Genomic DNA, 19,719 nt, shown 5'->3' on the forward strand with positions numbered 1-19,719 from the left:
TAATATAATGGCGCTCAGGGTGGGACTCGAACCCACAACCTACCGGTTAACAGCCGGGTGCTCCACCATTGAGCTACCTAAGCGCAAAACGCATAAGCGTTTTAATTTAAATTGTTTAGCGGCTTCCTAGTCTCCCGGGAGGTTTCCCTCCGAGTACCATCGGCGTTGTTAGGCTTAACTTCTGTGTTCGGTATGGGAACAGGTGTATCCCTAACGCTATCGCCACTATATTTTTTGAACCTTCTAAATAGCAATAAATATTTCCAGTCAAGATGTAAAGTTTAGTATCCATTAGCTTAATACATTACTGCACTTACACCTTGGACCTATCAAAGGTATTTTCTTTACCTACTCTGAGAAATCTTATCTTGAGGCCTGCTTCGTACTTAGATGCTTTCAGTACTTATCAATTCCACACGTAGCTACCCAGCTATGCTCCTGGCGGAACAACTGGTACACCAGAGGTGTGTCCATCCCGGTCCTCTCGTACTAGGGACAGATCCTCTCAAATTTCTTACGCCCACGCTGGATAGGGACCGAACTGTCTCACGACGTTCTGAACCCAGCTCGCGTGCCTCTTTAATGGGCGAACAGCCCAACCCTTGGGACCTACTTCAGCCCCAGGATGAGACGAGCCGACATCGAGGTGCCAAACCTCCCCGTCGATGTGGACTCTTGGGGGAGATAAGCCTGTTATCCCCGGGGTAGCTTTTATCCGTTGAGCGATGGCCCTTCCATGCGGTGCCACCGGATCACTAAGTCCGTATTTCTACTCTGCGCAACTTGTAGGTTTTGCAGTTAAGCTCGCTTCTGCCTTTGTACTCTACGAATGGTTTCCGTCCATTCTGAGCGAACCTTTGAACGCCTCCGTTACTTTTTGGGAGGCGACCGCCCCAGTCAAACTGCCCAACTGACAATGTCCGATGCCCTGATTCAAGGGTCATCGTTAGAACTTTAATATTAGAGGGTTGGTATCCCAAGGGTGACTCCACATACACTGGCGTGCGTGTTTCAAAGTCTCCCAACTATCCTGTACGTCTAATCTCAAAGTCCAATATCAGCCTACAGTAAAGCTCCACGGGGTCTTTCCGTCCTAGCGTGGGTAAGTCGCATCTTCACGACTACTACAATTTCACCGGATCCTTTGTTGAGACAGTGCCCAAATCGTTACACCTTTCGTGCGGGTCGGAACTTACCCGACAAGGAATTTCGCTACCTTAGGACCGTTATAGTTACGGCCGCCGTTTACTGGGGCTTAAGTTCTAGCCTTCGCTTATGCTAAGCCTTCCCCTTAACCTTCCAGCACCGGGCAGGTGTCAGCTCCTATACTTCATCTTTCGATTTTGCAGAAACTTGTGTTTTTGGTAAACAGTCGCTTGGGCCTGGTTTCTGTGGCCAGATCGCTCTGGCTCCCCTTCTCCCGAAGTTACGGGGACATTTTGCCGAGTTCCTTAACAAAGGTTCTTCCGCGCGTCTTGGTATTCTCTACCTCCCTACCTGTGTCGGTTTTGGTACGGGCGCTTTGGTCTTGATAGTGACTTTTCTTGGCAATTTGAAATCAGCTACTTCTCTACTTGTGTTTTCGATACCTATCAAAGCTTAGCCTTGTGTCATGCGGATTTGCCTACATGACAGCCTCACTTTTTAGACTAGCATCCATCAGCTAGCTTAGCTTATCCTCTTGCGTCATCACTTCTCTATAGCGACTTTAAGCGGTACAGGAATTTAAACCTGTTATCCATCGGCTACGCCTTTCGGCCTCGCCTTAGGTCCCGACTTACCCTGAGGGGACGAGCCTTGCTCAGGAATCCTTAGGGTTTCGACGGGGATGATTCTCACATCCCTTCTCGCTACTCATGCCAGCATTCTCTCTTGTATGCGCTCCACACGTGCTTTCGCTTATGCTTCGTCGCCCATACAATGCTCCTCTACCACTGATAGAGGTATTAAATCTAGACATAAAGTTTAGAATACTTGTTTGACGTTTTACCAGGTTATATTTTTTAATCTTATATAACTGTTCGGTGATAATTGAGTGTTTTACAACTTACCTTAATTACGTAATTTGATTTGTTACTCGTTTATCTTGATTGTTTAAATATTTCCTAGCTCAAGTATTTTTTCTTTATTTCGTAGATTTAATTCCTCTATCAATCCGAAGCTTCGGTACTGGATTTTAGCCCCGTTCATTTTCGGCGCAAACCCACTTGACCAGTGAGCTATTACGCATTCTTTAAATGCATGGCTGCTTCTAAGCCAACGTCCTGGTTGTCTTAGTAGGTTCACATCCTTTTCCACTTAATCCAGATTTTGGGACCTTAGCTGTCGGTCTGGGCTGTTTCCCTTTCGACTTAGAAGCTTATCCCCCTAAGTCTGACTCCTTGATCTGATTTTTTGGCATTCGGAGTTTGATAGGTTTTGGTACGGTAAGCCGCCCTAGACCATTCAGTGCTCTACCTCCTTAAATCTTAATCAAAGGCTAGCCCTAAAGCTATTTCGAGGAGAACCAGCTATATCCGAGTTCGTTTGGTTTTTCGCCCCTATCCACAGTTCATCCGATACGTTTTAAACCGTACCCGGTTCGAGCCTCCAGTGAATTTTACTTCACCTTCACTCTGACCATGGATAGATCACCCGGTTTCGGGTCTATCGCATCTAACTATTCGCCCTATTAAGACTCGCTTTCGCTTTGGCTTCATCTCTTAAAGATTTAACCTTGCTATATACGATAACTCGCTGGCCCATTCTACAAAAGGTACGAGATCACTCTTTAGAGCTCTCTCTGCTTGTAGGCACTAGGTTTCAGGTTCTGTTTCACTCCCCTTTCGGGGTTCTTTTCACCTTTCCCTCACGGTACTTGTTCGCTATCGGTCACATGTTAGTATTTAGCCTTAGGGGATGGTCCCCCTATCTTCACAACGGATTCCTCGTGTCCGGTGCTACTTTCCTCCCTGGTTTATTTAGTTTTCGTCTACAAGACTTTCACTTTCTTTGGTTCATCTTCCCAGATGATTCGACTAACTAGATATTCCTCAATGGATTAGGCTCTTTTCTTTTCGCTCGCCGCTACTTGGAAAATCGAGTTTTCTTTCTTTTCCTCCTGTTACTTAGATGTTTCAGTTCACAGGGTCTTGCTTTACTAAGCTATGTATTCACTTAGTAATGACTGTGTCTTCCACAGCCGGGTTTCCCCATTCGGAGACCTAGGGGTCAGTGCTTTTTGTGAGCTCTCCCTAGTTTTCGTTCACTTACGTCCTTCATAGCCTTCATGTGCCAAGGCATCCACCTTGCGCCCTTTCTTTCTTGACTGGAAATATTTTTTGCTATTTAGTTTTCATCTTAGCTATGCTAAGTGGTTCAGTTTCTAATGACTCTATCTTTTGCCAAACTCGTCGGCTTGCTGACAAATCATAGATTTGAAACGCCGCGACGTCTGACCTTCCATCAATTTTGCTTTGCAAAATTGGGATAGGTCATTATGGTGGAGATAAAGAGATTCGAACTCTTGACCCCCTGCGTGCAAGGCAGGTGCTCTCCCAGCTGAGCTATATCCCCATAATTTTATATGCTTGTTAATTTTTATACCTTAAGTTTTAATATCAACGACCTTTATTTCTTTTCCGTGTGAGAAGTCGACGTGTCGACTTCTCATCCTTAGAAAGGAGGTGATCCAGCCGCACCTTCCGATACGGCTACCTTGTTACGACTTCACCCCAGTTACTGACCCTACCTTCGACTGCTGCGCCCTAAAAGGTTCGCTCACAGGCTTCGGGTATTGCCAACTTCCATGGTGTGACGGGCGGTGTGTACAAGACCCGGGAACGCATTCACCGCAGCATTCTGATCTGCGATTACTAGCAACTCCAACTTCATGCACTCGAGTTGCAGAGTGCAATCCGAACTGGGACAGGCTTTTTGAGTTTTGCTTAACTTCGCAGTCTCGCTTCCCTCTGTACCTGCCATTGTAGCACGTGTGTAGCCCAAGTCATAAAGGGCATGATGATTTGACGTCATCCCCACCTTCCTCCGGTTTGTCACCGGCAGTATTGCTAGAGTCCCCAACTTAATGATGGTAACTAACAATAGGGGTTGCGCTCGTTATGGGACTTAACCCAACATCTCACGACACGAGCTGACGACAACCATGCACCACCTGTATTACAGTCTTCCGAAGAAGTAAGAGTCTATCTCTAGACCCCGCCGTAATATGTCAAGACTTGGTAAGGTTCTTCGCGTTGCGTCGAATTAAACCACATGCTCCGCTGCTTGTGCGGGTCCCCGTCAATTCCTTTGAGTTTCACACTTGCGTGCGTACTCCCCAGGCGGAGTGTTTATTGCGTTAGCTGCGGCACCCAGATTATTCCAGACACCTAACACTCATCGTTTACGGCGTGGACTACCAGGGTATCTAATCCTGTTTGCTACCCACGCTTTCGTACCTCAGCGTCAGTTTATGGCCAGAAAGTCGCCTTCGCCACCGGTATTCCTCCTAATATCTGCGCATTTCACCGCTACACTAGGAATTCCACTTTCCCTTCCATACCTCAAGATGAGCAGTTTTAAAAGCTTACTATAGTTGAGCTATAGGATTTCACTTCTAACTTGCTTATCCGCCTACGTACCCTTTACGCCCAATGATTCCGGACAACGCTCGGACCTTACGTATTACCGCGGCTGCTGGCACGTAATTAGCCGGTCCTTATTCGTATGGTACTGTCATTTTCTTCCCATACAAAAGATTTTTACAACCCGAAGGCCTTCTAAATCACGCGGCGTCGCTGCATCAGGGTTTCCCCCATTGTGCAAAATTCCCCACTGCTGCCTCCCGTAGGAGTCTGGGCCGTGTCTCAGTCCCAATGTGGCCGTACACTCTCTCAAGCCGGCTACTGATCGTTGCCTTGGTGAGCAGTTACCCCACCAACTAGCTAATCAGACGCGAGTCCATCTTACACCGATAAATCTTTGATGATAATCTCATGCGAGACTATCATATCATAGGGTATTATTCGTCGTTTCCAACGGCTATCCCCTTGTGCAAGGCAGGTTACTCACGCGTTACTCACCCGTCCGCCACTAATCCACTTAAAGTCACTCCGAAGAGATCATTTAAGCTTCATCGTTCGACTTGCATGTGTTATGCACGCCGCCAGCGTTTATCCTGAGCCAGGATCAAACTCTCATAAATAATATGAGCCGCTTTTATTCTGGCTTATTCATTTACATCTGACTTATATCAAATGCGTGATTTAAATTTTGTCCTTATCTTTCGACAAGAATCATTGTTATATAAAGAAATTAACTAAAGGTTTTAGTTGTTTTCGTTTATATCTTATATAACTAAAAGTTATATAGATCGTTGATATTAATTTTTTAAGGTTCATGTCATTCGCTTACCGCGTTGACTCTTATATAGTACCACGGTCATTTTCTTTTGTCAAGCTTTTTTGAATTTTTTTATTTAATTCAGCTTTTCTCGCTTGCCATCTCCCGAATGACAATTAATATGATACACGCTTATTTTCTTTTTGTCAAATTTTTTATTAAAAAAATCGCCGATTTCTTTTAAACGGCGATTTCCTCTTACTTATAAATGAAATTGTTCTTTCATTATAGCAAGATTTTCTATTATTTCATCTGTTAGGTCATCGAAGGTTAAGAGATTATCTATATCTTTTTTCGCTTCTGCCATATTTCCTAAGCTAATATTTATTTGAATCTTGTTGTAAGATAGTCTCGGATCTTCTGGGTATTTTTTAAGTCCTTGTCTAATTATAGTTAGGGCTTTTTCTATTTCCTTGTTTAGATATAAACTAATTGCATAGTCGTTATATAGTTCTCTAAACTCTGCTCCTTCACTTAATGAGTTGCTAAAGGCCATAATGGAGTTTTCGTATTGGCCCAAGTTTTGATAGGCTACCCCTAGATAGTAGTAGGCATCCGCCCTTTTGTGTTTGGATAAGATTTCTGTAAGCTTGATTATAGCTTCGTTGTAGTTACTTTTCCCTATAAAGTAAAGGGCTTCTTCTATATCTGCATTATCATTTATCTCTCTTAGTCTATCTCTTACCTCATCCTGGGCTATGGCTGAGCTAGTTTTACTTAAAGCCTTGTTGTAATAGTTCCTCGCTTTTAAGTATTCTCCTAAATTGGCATAAATATTTCCTAATTCATAGTATCCTATGGCAAAATCATCATCTTTTCCAATTATTTCTTGGAGGATCCTTAAAGCCTCTCTTACGAAGTCATCTTTTTCCTTGATATCTTCCTCGTAAGCTTTTGGCCATAAGAGTCTTGCATAATTGTAGGCGGTAAACTTTTCTTCTGGATCTATGATATAGGCACCTCTTAGTAGAACTAGGGCCTTATCGTAGTCTTCTTCCATAATTGATATAGCTTTTTGTGAAGCATATTCACTTACTTCTTTAAGATAATGGTTTAAAACATTGATATATTCGTAATTATGAAGGAAGTCCTTGTCAGCTCCGATATTAATTAGCATCCCTTGTAGGATTAGGTCTAAGTTTATTCTGTTGGCCATATCTCCATTTTCGAGTCCTTCTTTCATATCCTTAAGATAAATTGGTAGAGGTAGGTCTTTTAGTTTTTCGTAGCTAGCATTTTCTTTTAATTCTATATATCCGAGTTTGTCAACATATTTTCTAAAGTAATCGTCTAATCTCAAATTGTTATCCTCTCATAAATTTCCTTTGTCTGTATGGATGTTCGTCTATATATTTGAATAAGTGGCCCCTAAATACACAGAAAAATGTATGGATAGCTCCTACTATTAGACTTGCAAGTAGGTTATCTAGTCCAATTATACTTGCTCCTCCCATATTTAGGCTTATCATACTTTCTATTACTATGAATATTAAGGAGTAGATTCCATATGTTAGGGGGTTATCTACTACAAACTTAAATGAAGATTTGAGTGCATCAAGTCCTGTCTTGTTATTTATATATACTTCCTCTATTAGGGCTGAGCTTAGGACTTTGACGATAATTATTACGATAAGTTCTCCTCTAGGATTTGTTTGCATAGTCAATAAACTTACAAATAGTTTTAGGATGTATAGGTAAAACATAGCGCTAAGCAGAGGTTGAAGGAAATTTGACACAGAATTCCCTATAGATTTCTTTCCTGTATTTCCATATACTACAACAGATCTTAAGCTTTGAGCTATAAAACAAATACATACAACATCTATAAGGTAGTTGATGATTCCTACAAAACTTCCCCCACCTATAAAGCCAAAGACATTTCTACCTTCAAGAAATATTCTTATAAATATAAAGATAAAGGTTAAGTAGAGCTTTCTCATCTTAACCAAAGTATTCCTAAAGGCATAGGATGAGACTTGGATAAAGTCCTTTATTCTATCGTTCATTACATTTGCTCCACAGTCTTAATCCCTAGTAGTCCTAGTCCTGTTTTTATGACAATTGATGTTGCATAGCTTAGGGCTAATCTTTCTTCTTTAATCTTTTCATCTTCTACATTGATTTGGCAGGCATTGTAGAATTTGTTGAAGTTTTTAGCTATTTCTGTTAGGTGTCTTGTTATTAATGATGGCTCGTATTTTTCAGCCGCCTTAGCTACTACGTCTTTAAAATTACCCAAAGCTTTAACTAGGGCGAATTCTTCATCGCTTGTTATATTATCGAAGGATATTTCTGTATTTTCCTTAAAGTCTGCTTTTCTTAGAACTGACTTAGCCCTTGCATAGGTATACTGTACATAAGGTCCAGTCTCTCCGTCAAAGTTTAGGACCTCGTCCCAATCGAATACATAGTCCTTGATTCTATTGTTGTAGAGTTCTTGGAACTTAACTGCTCCGATTCCTACAATCTCTGCTACTTCTCCTACATTTTCAATCTTACTATCACGATTTTCCATTATTTCTTTAGTCTTATCGATAGCCTTATTTAGTACATCTTCTAGGAAGACTACTTGGCCCTTTCTTGTGGATAGGGTTTGATCTTTTAGGCTTACCATACCGAATGGAATGTGTTTGCAATCGTCATAGAAGTCGTAGCCCATTAGTTTTAGGATTGCAAAAAGTTGTTGGAAGTGGAGGTTTTGTTGGGTTGCTACTACATATAGGTTCTTATCAAAGTCATAGACTTTCTTCCTGTTAATAGCAGTTGCTATGTCTCTTGTGATATAAGCTGATGAGCCATTTGACTTGATTATAATTGCTGGTGGTAGGTCAAATTCTGATAGGTCTACTATATAGGCTCCGTCAGACTCTACCAAGAGATTTTTCTCCTTAAGCTCTTCTAAAACATCTGGGATAAATTCAGAGTGGTAGCTTTCTCCATTGTAATTGTCGAAGTCGATATCGAGCATCTTGTAGACCCTATCAAATTCATTGAATGAAATTTCCTTAAAATGCTTCCAAAGTCTAGTAGCTTCCTCTTCTCCGTTTTCAAGATTCATAAACTCAGCCCTAGCTTCATCCATCATCTTTTCATCATTTGCCGCCTCACTATTGTATCTTACATAAAGAGCTAGAAGTTCCTTGATAGGATTTTCCTTAAGCTTTTCTTCATCGCCCCAAAGCTTATAAGCTGCAATCATTGTTCCAAATTGAGTACCGTAGTCTCCTATATAGTTACTTGCTATGGTATTGTAACCTAAAAAATCATGGATATTTCTTAATGCATCTCCTATTACAGTCGACCTGATATGGCCTATATGAAATGGCTTAGCTATATTTACAGAAGAGAAATCTATGACAATATTTTTGCCATTTCCCTTATCTGATGAGCCGTATTTTTCTTTCTTTTCTAGGATTTCCTTTAGGATTTCTTCTTCAAAGACCTTCCTATCCACATAGAAGTTAAGATAGGCGTTTAGGTTTTCTATTTTTTCAAACCCGTCTAGGTCAAATCCTTTGGCCAAGTCTTCTGCTATTATGGCAGGGTTCTTTCTTAAAGTCTTAGCTAGGCTAAAGCAAGGAAATGAGTAATCTCCCATATTATCTTGAGGTGGGATTTCTATTAGCTTATAAATCTCCTCAAAGCTTAAGCCTAGGTCCATTTTCTCTAGTTGTTTTGCGATTATTTCTTTAAAATCTGTCATTTTGCCTCTCTATCCAAATTTCACTATAGTAACACCGTATCCGCCTTCTTTGTCATCGCCGAAACGGTAATCTTCAATTCTCTTATCACCTTCTAGAATTTCTCCGACTCCCTTGATTAGGGCGCCAGTTCCTTTTCCATGAATGATCTTGGCCTTAGAAAGACCTGCAAGCATTGCATCATCAAGGTATTTATCTAGATTTCTCATAGCCTCGTCATATCTTTGTCCCCTAAGGTCTAGGGTTGGCGAGATATTCATGGCTTTTTTAGTATTATACACTTTTCTGATGTTTTTTTCTGTTTGATTGTCGCCTTTAATCTTACTTACGTTTTTGATATTAGAATCCATCTTAAGAATTCCCATTTGTACCTTGATATTACCCTTCTTATCAGGAGCTTCGATTACTTCTGCCTTTTCGTTAAGTCCTGCTATTAGAACAGTGTCCCCCACCTTTAGACTATCTGGTGCATTCTTAGACTCTTTGGTGTAAAGGCCTTCCCCTTTTCTTTCTATTCTTCCTTCTTTGTATTCATGCCTAATTTTGTTTAGAGACCTATCTATGTCGGAAGTATTGGCATTTCTCATCTTCTTGGCTTCTTTTAGCATGTCTTGACTTCTCTTATTTGCCTTATCTAGGATGCTGTTAGCCTTATCTTCGGCCTCTCTTAAGATATCTTCTTCCTTCTGATCAAGTCTTTTGGATTTTTCCTTAAGCTCATTTCTTATTTTAGCTATTTCTCTCTTATAGCTTTCTATTTCCTTATTCTTATCTTCAATTTCCTTCTTATCTTCTTCGATTTCTGCAAGGATTTTGTTGATATTTTTGGTATCATCTCCTATAAGATTTTTGGCATTGTTTAAAATCTCGTAAGGAAGACCAAGTCTTTTGGAAATCTCGAAGGCGTTGGACTTACCTGGAGTCCCTATTTCAAGCTTGTAGGTTGGAGAAAGTGTATCGACATCAAATTCTACAGATGCATTCATAACACCAGAAGTCTCTACAGCATAGTATTTTAACTCGCTGTAATGGGTTGTAGAAAAGGTCATGACTTTCTTTTGGGTCAAGGAATTAAGGATAGAAATAGCAAGGGCTGCTCCTTCTACCGGATCTGTTCCTGAACCAATCTCATCTAAGAGAACCAAGGAATTTTCCGTAGAGTTTTTCAATATATCGACGATATTAGTCAAAGATGCTGAAAAAGTCGATAGACTCATCTCTATAGACTGGGTATCTCCTATGTCTAGGAAAATATCATCGAATACACAAAGCTTACTTCCCTCGTAGGCTGGTATGAAAAGGGCTGTCTGAGCCATTGCACTTATTAGTCCTACAGTCTTTAGACTTACAGTCTTACCTCCAGTATTTGGCCCTGTGATTATTAAAGTAGTATAGTCTCCTCCAATTCTTACATCGATTGGCACAACCTTACCAGGAAGGAGGGGATGTCTTGCTGATTTTAAGTCGACTTTCTTTTCATCTGTAATTATAGGAAGGCTATACTCATTTTCTATGGCAAATCTAGATTTTGCTTGGAGGAAATCAATCCTTGCTATCAACTTCTGATTTTCTAGTAGCTCTACATCGAATCCTTGGGCAAGTCTAGAAAGTCTATCGAGAATTCTCCTGATTTCATCTTCTTCCTTAATCTCTAGATCTCTAAGCTGGTTGTTAAGCTCTACTATGGCGCCTGGTTCTATAAAAAGAGTGTTCCCAGAAGATGACTTGTCATGGACGATTCCCCCGATCAAGGCACGCTTATTAGTCTTTACAGGAACTACATATCTTCCATCTCTTACTGATACTACCTTATCTTGTAGGGCGTCATCGTATTTGGAATTTGTGATATATGAATTTAGCTTAATCCTTATATCAGCTTCCTTCCTTTGCTTTTGACGTCTGATATTTCTAAGGGTAGATGAGGCAGAATCTGCTATTTCCTCCTCGTTTATTATAGACCTATCGATTTCGTTTTTGAGAAAATCATTGATTGAGATTCTAGAAAAAATATCTCCTATCTTCCTATCTTCGATATTTTTCCCATAATCTTTTAAATATTCACTCACCCTTAGTAGGTCAAGGACTTTTAAGAGCTCTCCTGGATCGAGTATGCCATTTTTTCTAATATAGGCAACAATTTCTGTAAGATCATAGAGACCAAATAGATCTATGTTTCCATTTTTCCTAATCACATCGACCATAGCAGAAGTCTCGTAAAGCTCTTCTCTTATATAATTTATATCATCATAAGGTCTTAGCTTTAGGATCTGATCCTTTACAAGATTTGACCTCGCACATCCAGCAAGTCTTTCTAGAATCTTGTCATATTCTAAAACCTTTAAGCTTTTTTCTTGCATTAAATAACACCTCTATCGTAATTCAGATTGTTAGTTTCTCTTCTGTCTTGGTAATCTCTTATATCTTCATCCGAAAAGACCTGGACTAGTAGGGATATATCAGTAGAAAAGTTTCTCCTATCTATCTTAGATGCCTCAGATGGATAAATCCTACTTATCCCTTCTCTTCTTATTATCTTAAGCCTATCGCCATTTTCATTTACCATTTCTCCATTTCTAAACTTACAAGTAGCACACCCCTTTAGGCCACACTTCTTGATTGTAGAAAATGGACAATGGACCATATTCATAAGCTCAATTCTTCCGAAGGCTAGGGCTTCTACATCAAAGTCTCTGCCGTTTTGATTTATAGAATCGAATGTCGCTTCTACCGATGATGAAGTCATCTCAGCGAACTTATCGTAAAAATCGTAGGTAAATTTATTGAAGACATTTAGGTATCTGCCTATCCTAATTTTTATATTATTTTCCCTGAATTTATCAACAAAGGCAAGATCTCTATAGTTATTGAAGACTACACCCTTGATAGATTTTTCCTTAATGAAGGCTATAAGCTCATCTATATCGTAGTCTGTGTGGGAATTAAGGATTAGATAAAGACTAAGGCCAGCATATTTCTCGTCATATTCTTCTAGGTAAATATTATCGAAGTCTTTTAGGAGACTTGGGATTATATTAGTATTTTTAAGCTCTGCATTTACTTCCTTCTTGTGGTTTTTATTTTTACCAACTTCAGGGATTTCTATATCTATCTCATCTCTCCTAAAGGATTTGAGGATTTCTTCTTTAAGCTTAGCAGATCCTTCTCTTCTTAATCTGTTGATGTCCTTTTTTCTAATGAAGACATCTGGATCCATGACTATATTAATTTGCCTTGCCTTATAGATATCGTCTCCGAACTTACTTAAGTTTTCCCTTAAGTCTTCTTCTGTCAGAGAAATCTTCTTAGCCCTTTCTAGATTGTCATCTGTACTTAGACTAATTGACTTATCCTCATAGGTCATGGTAATCTCTGCAGGCTCGCCTACCTTGGCCCTAAAGTCAATTCTTATCGGAAGATTTTTATATTCACCTAGAGCCTTTTCTAAGTTAAGTCCTATCTTTTTTGAATTTAAGATATATACGTCAGAGCCTTCCTTGGCGTCTGGATATTGGTCGAGATAAATCTTAGACTCTTTCTTTAGATTTTCGGTCAAGGTATAGGGTAATTTCTTGCCCTTATCTGTGATTATCTCTAGATTATCTCCTAGAAGAAGTTCGGATGAATTAATGAAGTACTTTTTATTTCCTTCTTTGATGACTTTCCCCACAGACCTATGCTTGGCATCAGATGAAAGTCTTACATAATCACTCTTTTGTCCAAAGATAAAGCCCTTGGTGTAGCCTCTGTTTGATATATCTCTTAAATCATTTTTGTCGTAATAATTTTTATCTATCTTATCCTTATAGCTTTTTACACTAGCATAGACATATTCTGGACTTTTCATCCTGCCTTCGATCTTGAAGCAATCTATGCCGAGGTCTACTAACTGATCGATTTGATCTATGACATTCAGGTCTCTCATATTAAGGAAATAATCATCAGCCAAAGTTTTCCCATCTGCTATAAGGGAGTATTTTTGCCTACAAATCCCAGCACATCTCCCCCTATTGGCAGAACGAGCTCCAAAGTATGAGCTCATCAAACATTCTCCAGAGTAAGATACGCACAAGGACCCGTGGACGAAGACTTCCTTTTCTACAGGAAGGGTAGCAATCTTTCTAAGCTCCTCGATTGGGGTCTCTCTAGCAATAACTACCCTATCAAAACCCATATCCATGAGGCTTTTCGCTCCGTAATAGTCTCTTACGGCCATTTGGGTTGAAGCATGTAGATCCATTCCAGGCACTTGGTCTTTTAGGATGGTAAATAGGCCCAGATCTTGGATTATGAGGGCATCTGCCCCGCATTCGTAGAGCTTTTTGGCGTAGTATACCGCCTTTTCCATCTCCTCATCCTTGATTAAGATATTCATAGTCACAAATACCTTCTTTCCAAATAGGTGGATGAGGTCGATAAAGCTTCCCACATTTTCTATATCAAAGTTTTTGGCATAGGCACGGGCTCCAAAGTCGTCCACTGCCATATAAAAGCTAGAAGCCCCAGCGGCAAGGCCTGCATAAAGCATCTCTTCATTACCAACTGGAGCTAGGATTTCAGATTTTGCCATCAAAGTTTTCCTTTCAAGCTGTCATTTTCCTTGCTAAGGTCCATTACTTCTACTTGAAGTCTTTTGACTTCATTTTTGAGTTTATCTATAGTCTCTTTAGAATCCTTGTATCTTACAAGATCTCTCTTAAGCTTAGAATTTTCCTTATCTAGCTCATCAAGTCTTTCTTTATCCTCCAAGCTTTCTCTAAGAAGCTTATCCTTCTCGCTTCTGATTAAGTCTACTTCTTCTTTTAGCTTAGGATAGTCTCTTAGAGGAACTTCGCTTTCTTCCTTAAGACTCTTATACTTTTCGGCAAGTCTATAGAGGTCATCTGTAATATTTACACCAGCCAATACTAGTTGCCTATCAAAAGTAAGCCTATTGGATTTAACTTCTTGGATTTTCCTATCAAATATTTCTGCTATATCTTTAATATTTTCCTTAGGCTCCTTGGAGACTAGGGTGTAGGTCTTGCCGTCTATTTTGACATCAACTTTATATTCGCTCAAATACTACTCCTAACTACGTAATTCAATGTCCTCTTTAGCTAAACATTCGAGGATTTTCTTCTCTATTCCTGCTATATCCTTATCCTTTAGGGTCCTATCCTTAGCCCTGTATAAAACCTTATAAGAAATTGACTTCTTATCTTCTTCTATATGCTCTCCTGTATAAATGTCAAATAGGCTGATCTTATCTACAAGGCCAGATCCATTTTCTCTTATAGTATTTTCTATTAATTCTGACTCAAGATTTCTGTCGCATACAAATGAATAGTCTCTTTCTATAGCAGGGAATTTTGCTATTTGTTTATATTTTCTATCAATTATTCTCTTATCTTCAATCTTAGCAAGATTTATCTCAAGGATTAAGGCTCCCTTATCTATCTCATATTCATCACGAACTTCGTAGGAAATCTCACCCATTATACCCACATGGTCTCCTTCATAGAAGATATCTGCACAGCGGCCTGCGTGGAAGGCGTAGATATTCTCGTTTGCCTTAAATGTAAAGCCAGTAAATCCAACCTCTCCCATGGATAGGGTAAAGAAATCCTTAAGGTCGTAGAAGGAATAATCTCCATATAGGCCCATGGTTAGGGTTATATTTTCCTTTGGAAGCTTATCTGAAGTTTTCTCGAAGGTCCTGTCTAATTCGAAAAACCTCATGTCCTTTTGACCGTATTTGATATTTTTAGCAATTACATCTAGCATAGATGGAACTTGACTAGTTCTCATTACAGAATAGTCTTCTCCGAGTGGATTTATTAGCTTGATATAATCGCGAAGATTAGAATCCTTATCTACACCTAATCTGTCATATTCTCTTGGGGAGATGAATGAATAGGTTGCAAGCTCTGAGAATTTTTGTCCAACAAGCTTACTGCAAAGCTCATCTCTTAGAAGTCTTCTCTTAGATCTTTCTCCTCTTTGAAGGGATGATACTAGAGGAGCATTTTCGATATTTCCCATTCCATAAAGTCTAACAACTTCCTCTATTAGGTCTGCTTCTATAGTGACATCACTTCTAAAGTAAGGAACTCTTACCCTAAGCCTTTTATCATCTAGCTTTTCTACTTCAAATTCTAGAAGCTCAAGGTTTCTTATAGCAGTATCTAGGTCAAAGTCCACACCTGTTAGCATGTTTAGTCTTTCTAGTCTAAGATCTACCTTCATCTCTTCTCTTTCTTTTATGCCTTCATCGATTGAGCCTCCGACAACTTCTCCTATAGCAAGTTCGTCGATTAGCTTCATTGCCCTTCTTGAAGCAAAGTCTGCCATCTCTACTGGAACACCCTTTTCAAATCTAGAGCTTGCTTCACTCCTAAGACCTAAGGTTTTGGAGGACTTTCTTATATTTGCTTGATCGAAGTTTGCAGCCTCAAGGAGGATGTTTTTGGTATCCTTTGTTACTTCAGAATCCATTCCCCCCATAAGACCTGCAAGGCCGATTGCTTCCTTGCCATCAGCTATTACTAGCATTGAAGGATCGAGCTTCCTGTCCACTCCATCAAGAGTCTTTAGGATTTCTCCTTCCCTGGCATCTCTTACTATAATTTTTTGATCAGCTAATTTGTCTAGGTCGTAGGCGTGGAGGGGTTGACCAGTTTCAAGCATTACGAAGTTTGTAATGTCTACTATATTATTTATTGGTCTCATACCTGCAAGCATAAGGTAGTTTTGTAGCCATTGAGGAGATCTTTTGACTTCGACATTTTTGGCAACTCTTGCTACAAAGCGATTACACTTATCACTTTCAATAGAAACTCCATTAGAATAGTCTTTTATGTCCTCATCATTTTCCTTAAAGTCGAGACTTGGATAGGTGATTTTTTCTCCAAAACTTGCAGCAGTTTCTCTTGCCATGCCGATTATTGAAAGGCAGTCTGGTCTGTTTGGGGTTATCTCGTATTCTATAACTGGGCTGTTTGAGTGAATTACCTGACTTAGGGGAGTTCCTGGCTCATATTCTCCCTCAAAAACTATAACTCCCTCCCTGAGTTCCTTTGGAATTACAGAATCTTCATAGCCTAGCTCGCTATAGGCTGTAAGCATACCTTGGCTTACGATTCCAAAAAAGTCATGGTCTTCAATTACTGTTCCATCATCTAGTTTCGTTCCTGATGTGATAACTGGAAGGTAGTCGCCCTTCTTGGTGTTTTTGGCATTGGTTATAATAGTGATTGGTTCATCTTTTCCAATATCTATGGTGAGAACTTGGAGTCTATCAGCCTCCACATGTTTTACTTGCTCAGTAACTTTTCCTACAAGGATTCCATCAAGATCAGATGTGTGAATTGTAACTTCTTCTACGTGCGATCCTGTCTCTGAAAGCCTATCAGTAATTGTCTTAAGGTCTTTATCAATTTTTATATAATCTTTTTGCCATATTAAAGGTACTAACATATATCCTCCTAGAATTGTTCCATAAATCTCTTGTCGTTATCATAAAGAAGTCTTATGTCATCGAGTCCATATTTAACCATGGCAATCCTATCGACTCCTAGACCAAAGGCAAAGCCTGTGTATTTTTCGCTATCAATACCGCAAGCCTCTAGTACATTTGGATGAACCATTCCTCCACCCAAAAGTTCCATTGACCAGCCTGTATTACCGCAAGCAGGACATCCCTCTCCCTTACAGATTGGGCAGGTTACGTCTACTTCAAGGCTTGGCTCTGTGAATGGGAAGTGGTGAGGACGATATCTTAGCTTCATCTCATCTCCAAACATTTCCTTGATAAAGGTCTCAAGAGTTGCCTTAAGGTTAGCCATAGATACATTCTCATCAACTACCAAGCATTCAAGTTGGTGAAACATTGGTGAGTGGGTCGCATCGACTTCGTCATTTCTGAAAACTCTACCTGCTGAAACCATTTTTATAGGAAGTTTGCCCTCGTTCATTACTCTAATTTGCATGCTTGATGTGTGAGGTCTAAGCAAAACTTCTTCGTTGATATAGAAGGTATCTGATGTTGACCTTGCTGGGTGATCTTCTGGTGAGTTTAGATCATCAAAGACGAACTTGACTGTATCGACTTCTGGACCTTCTACTACATCAAAGCCCATGTTTTGAAAGATTGATTCTAGCTCTTCCATAGTTTGGTTAATCACTGCCAAGTGACCTGATTCATATTTATCAAAGTGGGCTGTGACATCAATTTTTTCTTCCTTAACCTTCTCTTCTAATAGAGCCTTTTTGATTTCTTCGTTTTTAAGAAGAAGTTTCTCTTCTATTTCTTTGCTAGTCTTGTTGATTAACTTACCTGCGGCTGGTTTTTCTTCATTAGGGAGTTTGGCGATTGATTTTTTAAGATCTGTTATCTCTCCCTTTTTTCCTAAGTATTTAATTCTTAACTTTTCCAAGTCATCCAATGACTTGGCAGCTTTTATTTCATTAGTAAAAGTTTCTAATACTTTTGTTAAATTCTCTTCCATTTTTCCTCCAAATAAAAAAATCCGCCCTCTAAAGGACAGATATTTCTGCGGTACCACCTTATTTGATTTATATATAGTATTCACTAAAATTCTATTTTTCTAATAAATACTTATATAAATCCACTCTTAGCTTTAACGTAAGCTTAAACGTATCGACTACTTTATTCATCTCAAGCTTCATCGGTGAATATCCCTAGTCGTTACTTAAAAGGCTCTCAACATCCCCAATTTGCTGTATAAGAATAACTAAAGTCTTTCCGAATCAATAGCCTAGTGTATTCATCATTATGCTCGCTGCGATAGCAGCGTTTAAGGACTCGATTTTTCCTTGCATAGAAATTTTGATAAAATCGTCGGTCAATTTCCTTATATCCTCACTCAGTCCATTGGCCTCGTTTCCTATAGCAAGAATTATCGAATCGTTAGAACTATCATACTTTCTAACATCGATTCCTTCCATATGACTTGAAAGAAATCTATAGTTTTTCTTAAGCTTTCTTATCTCCTCTAGGCTAAGCTCCACTATGTTTTCCCTAAAGACTGACCCCATGGATGCCCTTAGGCACTTCTCGTTGTAGATATCCACGCATCCCTTGGTTAGGATTATATCAGAAAAACCAAAGGCTTCGGCAGATCTAATTATTGTTCCCATATTACCAGGATCAGAAATATGATCAAGAAGAAGGATCCTATCTGATTTTAAATCACAAGCTTCTTTCTTTCTGATTACTGCGGCATAGCCGTCTGGAGATTTTAACTCGCTTAGCTTAGCAAATAAATTTTCATCAAATACAAGGTAAGGGATATTTCCTTCAAAAGATATCCCCTCTCTTAAGAAAAGAAAGTCTATATCGGCATTAGACTTGATAGCTTCCTCGATTAGCTTTCTTGACTCTATGACAAATAGTCCTTCCTTATCCCTGTATTTTTTGTTTCTAAGTTTTTTTATTAATTTAAACTTTGGGTTAGCTTGAGATTTGATTATCATTAAGCTACTTGGTTTGCAAGCTCTACAAGTTTAGCGAATTCTTCTGGGTTGTTTACTGCAAGCTCAGCAAGCATTTTTCTATTGATGTCGATGTTTGCTTTCTTAAGGTTACCCATAAATTTAGAATAGCTTGTTCCGTTAAGTCTTGCTGCTGCGTTGATTCTAGCGATCCATAGTTTTCTGAAGTCTCTTTTTCTGTGCTTTCTTCCGATGTAAGCATAGTTAAGAGATTTCATTACAGCTTGGTTAGCTGTTCTGAATAGAAGGCTCTTGGAACCGTAGTATCCTTTAGCTTGTTTTAATACTTTTTTGTGTCTTTTTTTAGCGTTTACTGCTCTTTTTACTCTTGCCATCTATATCCTCCTATGCGCCGATCATGTTTTTAACGTTTTTCATTTCGCTTGATGAAACAACTGTTGCTTTTCTTAATCTTCTTTTTCTGTTTGGTGATTTCTTAGCTGTAAGGTGTCCCTTGTAAGCTTTTCTTCTCATTACTTTTCCGCTGCCAGTAACTTTGAATCTCTTAACTGCAGCTCTTCTTGTTTTATTTTTCTTTGCCATCTTATTCTCCTTTTTCGTCGTTTGGTTCTAGAAACATTACTAGAGATCTTCCTTCCATTTTTGGTTTTTTGCTAACCTTGTAGGAATCTCCTAGCATTGTCTTAAACTTATCCATCAATTCATAGCCAGGCTCTTTACGTCCAAGCTCTCTACCACGGAATCTTATAGAAACTTTTACTTTATCCCCGTTATTTAAGAATTTCATGCTTTGATTTGCTTTTGTTTGCAAGTCATTATCTTCTATATTAAGAGAAAATCTTGTTTCTTTTAGTTGAGCATTTTTTTGTTTTTTTCTATTCTCTTTTTCTTTTTTCTCTTGATCATATTTGAACTTGCCGTAATCCATTATTCTAGTAACGGGTGGCTTAGCCTTTGGGCTCATCAACACTAGGTCAAGTTTGCTATCATAAGCCATGTCTAGGGCTCTGTTTAGGTCAACTATTCCTACCTGATTACCATTTTCATCAATAAGTCTTACTTGCTTAGCTCTAATTTCATCATTTATTCTTAAATCTTTTATAAGTATACCTCCATATATTAAAAAAAGCGGGCACAAAGTACCCGTTCCAATTTATAATTAAATCTCGTAATTAAAAATTAT

At 39.2% G+C, this 19,719-nt stretch carries 12 protein-coding genes, 2 tRNA genes and 3 rRNA genes; all 17 read right to left on the minus strand.

All coding sequences use genetic code 11. From position 1 onward, the window contains the following. Nucleotides 1–8: 8 nt before the first annotated feature. The 17 genes from APRE_RS06810 to infC all read right to left on the minus strand — a co-directional run bounded on the left by APRE_RS06810 (nucleotide 9) and on the right by infC (nucleotide 19,674). Nucleotides 9–83: transfer RNA gene (locus tag APRE_RS06810), tRNA-Asn, on the minus strand. 30 nt (nucleotides 84–113) lie between these two features. After that, nucleotides 114–230, minus strand: a 5S ribosomal RNA gene (gene rrf / locus APRE_RS06815). Nucleotides 231–263: 33 nt separating this feature from the next. Then, nucleotides 264–3,309 (minus strand): 23S ribosomal RNA (locus APRE_RS06820). Nucleotides 3,310–3,479: 170 nt separating this feature from the next. Then, nucleotides 3,480–3,555, minus strand: a tRNA-Ala gene (locus APRE_RS06825). Nucleotides 3,556–3,658: 103 nt separating this feature from the next. Beyond that, nucleotides 3,659–5,185: ribosomal RNA gene (locus APRE_RS06830) — 16S ribosomal RNA — on the minus strand. Together the 16S, 23S and 5S rRNA genes with 2 tRNA genes alongside form the textbook arrangement of a ribosomal RNA operon. Before the next feature lie 399 nt (nucleotides 5,186–5,584). Further along, on the minus strand, nucleotides 5,585–6,682 hold the full coding sequence (locus APRE_RS06835; RefSeq protein WP_015778255.1) for a tetratricopeptide repeat protein: 1,098 nt from the start codon (nucleotides 6,680–6,682) through the stop codon (nucleotides 5,585–5,587). Nucleotides 6,683–6,686: 4 nt separating this feature from the next. Then, nucleotides 6,687–7,388, minus strand: a complete 702-nt coding sequence (locus APRE_RS06840) for a hypothetical protein (protein WP_015778256.1) — start codon at nucleotides 7,386–7,388, stop codon at nucleotides 6,687–6,689. Beyond that, the gene (gene argS / locus APRE_RS06845) at nucleotides 7,388–9,085 is read right to left on the minus strand and encodes an arginine--tRNA ligase (protein ID WP_015778257.1); all 1,698 of its coding nucleotides are present in this window, start codon (nucleotides 9,083–9,085) and stop codon (nucleotides 7,388–7,390) included. The genes APRE_RS06840 and argS overlap by 1 nt, the downstream gene beginning before the upstream one ends. Before the next feature lie 9 nt (nucleotides 9,086–9,094). After that, nucleotides 9,095–11,440 carry an endonuclease MutS2 gene (locus tag APRE_RS06850; protein ID WP_015778258.1) on the minus strand — a complete coding sequence of 782 codons (2,346 nt, stop codon included), beginning with the start codon at nucleotides 11,438–11,440 and terminating at the stop codon, nucleotides 9,095–9,097. Next, nucleotides 11,440–13,650 (minus strand): peptidase U32 family protein, encoded by a 2,211-nt coding sequence (locus APRE_RS06855; RefSeq protein ID WP_015778259.1) that lies wholly within the window; start codon nucleotides 13,648–13,650, stop codon nucleotides 11,440–11,442. Before APRE_RS06855 ends, APRE_RS06850 begins: the two co-directional genes overlap by 1 nt. After that, nucleotides 13,650–14,141 (minus strand): cell division protein ZapA, encoded by a 492-nt coding sequence (locus tag APRE_RS06860; protein ID WP_015778260.1) that lies wholly within the window; start codon nucleotides 14,139–14,141, stop codon nucleotides 13,650–13,652. Before APRE_RS06860 ends, APRE_RS06855 begins: the two co-directional genes overlap by 1 nt. A gap of 9 nt (nucleotides 14,142–14,150) precedes the next feature. After that, a complete protein-coding gene (gene pheT / locus APRE_RS06865; protein WP_015778261.1) occupies nucleotides 14,151–16,538 on the minus strand; it encodes a phenylalanine--tRNA ligase subunit beta in 2,388 nt (795 codons plus the stop codon). A gap of 8 nt (nucleotides 16,539–16,546) precedes the next feature. After that, nucleotides 16,547–17,569 carry a phenylalanine--tRNA ligase subunit alpha gene (gene pheS, locus APRE_RS06870; protein WP_015778262.1) on the minus strand — a complete coding sequence of 341 codons (1,023 nt, stop codon included), beginning with the start codon at nucleotides 17,567–17,569 and terminating at the stop codon, nucleotides 16,547–16,549. Between the two features lie 262 nt (nucleotides 17,570–17,831). Then, complete coding sequence (locus APRE_RS06875) at nucleotides 17,832–18,557, minus strand: TrmH family RNA methyltransferase (RefSeq protein WP_015778263.1); 726 nt, start codon at nucleotides 18,555–18,557, stop codon at nucleotides 17,832–17,834. Beyond that, nucleotides 18,557–18,910 carry a 50S ribosomal protein L20 gene (rplT, locus tag APRE_RS06880; RefSeq protein WP_015778264.1) on the minus strand — a complete coding sequence of 118 codons (354 nt, stop codon included), beginning with the start codon at nucleotides 18,908–18,910 and terminating at the stop codon, nucleotides 18,557–18,559. Before rplT ends, APRE_RS06875 begins: the two co-directional genes overlap by 1 nt. 10 nt (nucleotides 18,911–18,920) lie before the next feature. Further along, nucleotides 18,921–19,118 (minus strand): 50S ribosomal protein L35, encoded by a 198-nt coding sequence (gene rpmI / locus APRE_RS06885; RefSeq protein WP_015778265.1) that lies wholly within the window; start codon nucleotides 19,116–19,118, stop codon nucleotides 18,921–18,923. Between the two features lies 1 nt (nucleotide 19,119). Then, complete coding sequence (gene infC, locus APRE_RS06890) at nucleotides 19,120–19,674, minus strand: translation initiation factor IF-3 (protein ID WP_015778266.1); 555 nt, start codon at nucleotides 19,672–19,674, stop codon at nucleotides 19,120–19,122. Nucleotides 19,675–19,719: the final 45 nt, after the last annotated feature.

Origin of the sequence: Anaerococcus prevotii DSM 20548 (assembly GCF_000024105.1) — a bacterium.
GTDB lineage: Bacteria > Bacillota > Clostridia > Tissierellales > Peptoniphilaceae > Anaerococcus > Anaerococcus prevotii.

Coding starts and splice junctions, on each gene's coding strand:
- rplT (WP_015778264.1), bottom strand. CDS start 18,910: ATGGCAAGAGTAAAAAGAGCAGTAAACGCTAAAAAAAGACACAAAAAA.
- pheS (WP_015778262.1), bottom strand. CDS start 17,569: ATGGAAGAGAATTTAACAAAAGTATTAGAAACTTTTACTAATGAAATA.
- APRE_RS06850 (WP_015778258.1), bottom strand. CDS start 11,440: ATGCAAGAAAAAAGCTTAAAGGTTTTAGAATATGACAAGATTCTAGAA.
- argS (WP_015778257.1), bottom strand. CDS start 9,085: ATGACAGATTTTAAAGAAATAATCGCAAAACAACTAGAGAAAATGGAC.
- pheT (WP_015778261.1), bottom strand. CDS start 16,538: ATGTTAGTACCTTTAATATGGCAAAAAGATTATATAAAAATTGATAAA.
- APRE_RS06875 (WP_015778263.1), bottom strand. CDS start 18,557: ATGATAATCAAATCTCAAGCTAACCCAAAGTTTAAATTAATAAAAAAA.
- rpmI (WP_015778265.1), bottom strand. CDS start 19,118: ATGGCAAAGAAAAATAAAACAAGAAGAGCTGCAGTTAAGAGATTCAAA.
- APRE_RS06855 (WP_015778259.1), bottom strand. CDS start 13,650: ATGGCAAAATCTGAAATCCTAGCTCCAGTTGGTAATGAAGAGATGCTT.
- APRE_RS06840 (WP_015778256.1), bottom strand. CDS start 7,388: ATGAACGATAGAATAAAGGACTTTATCCAAGTCTCATCCTATGCCTTT.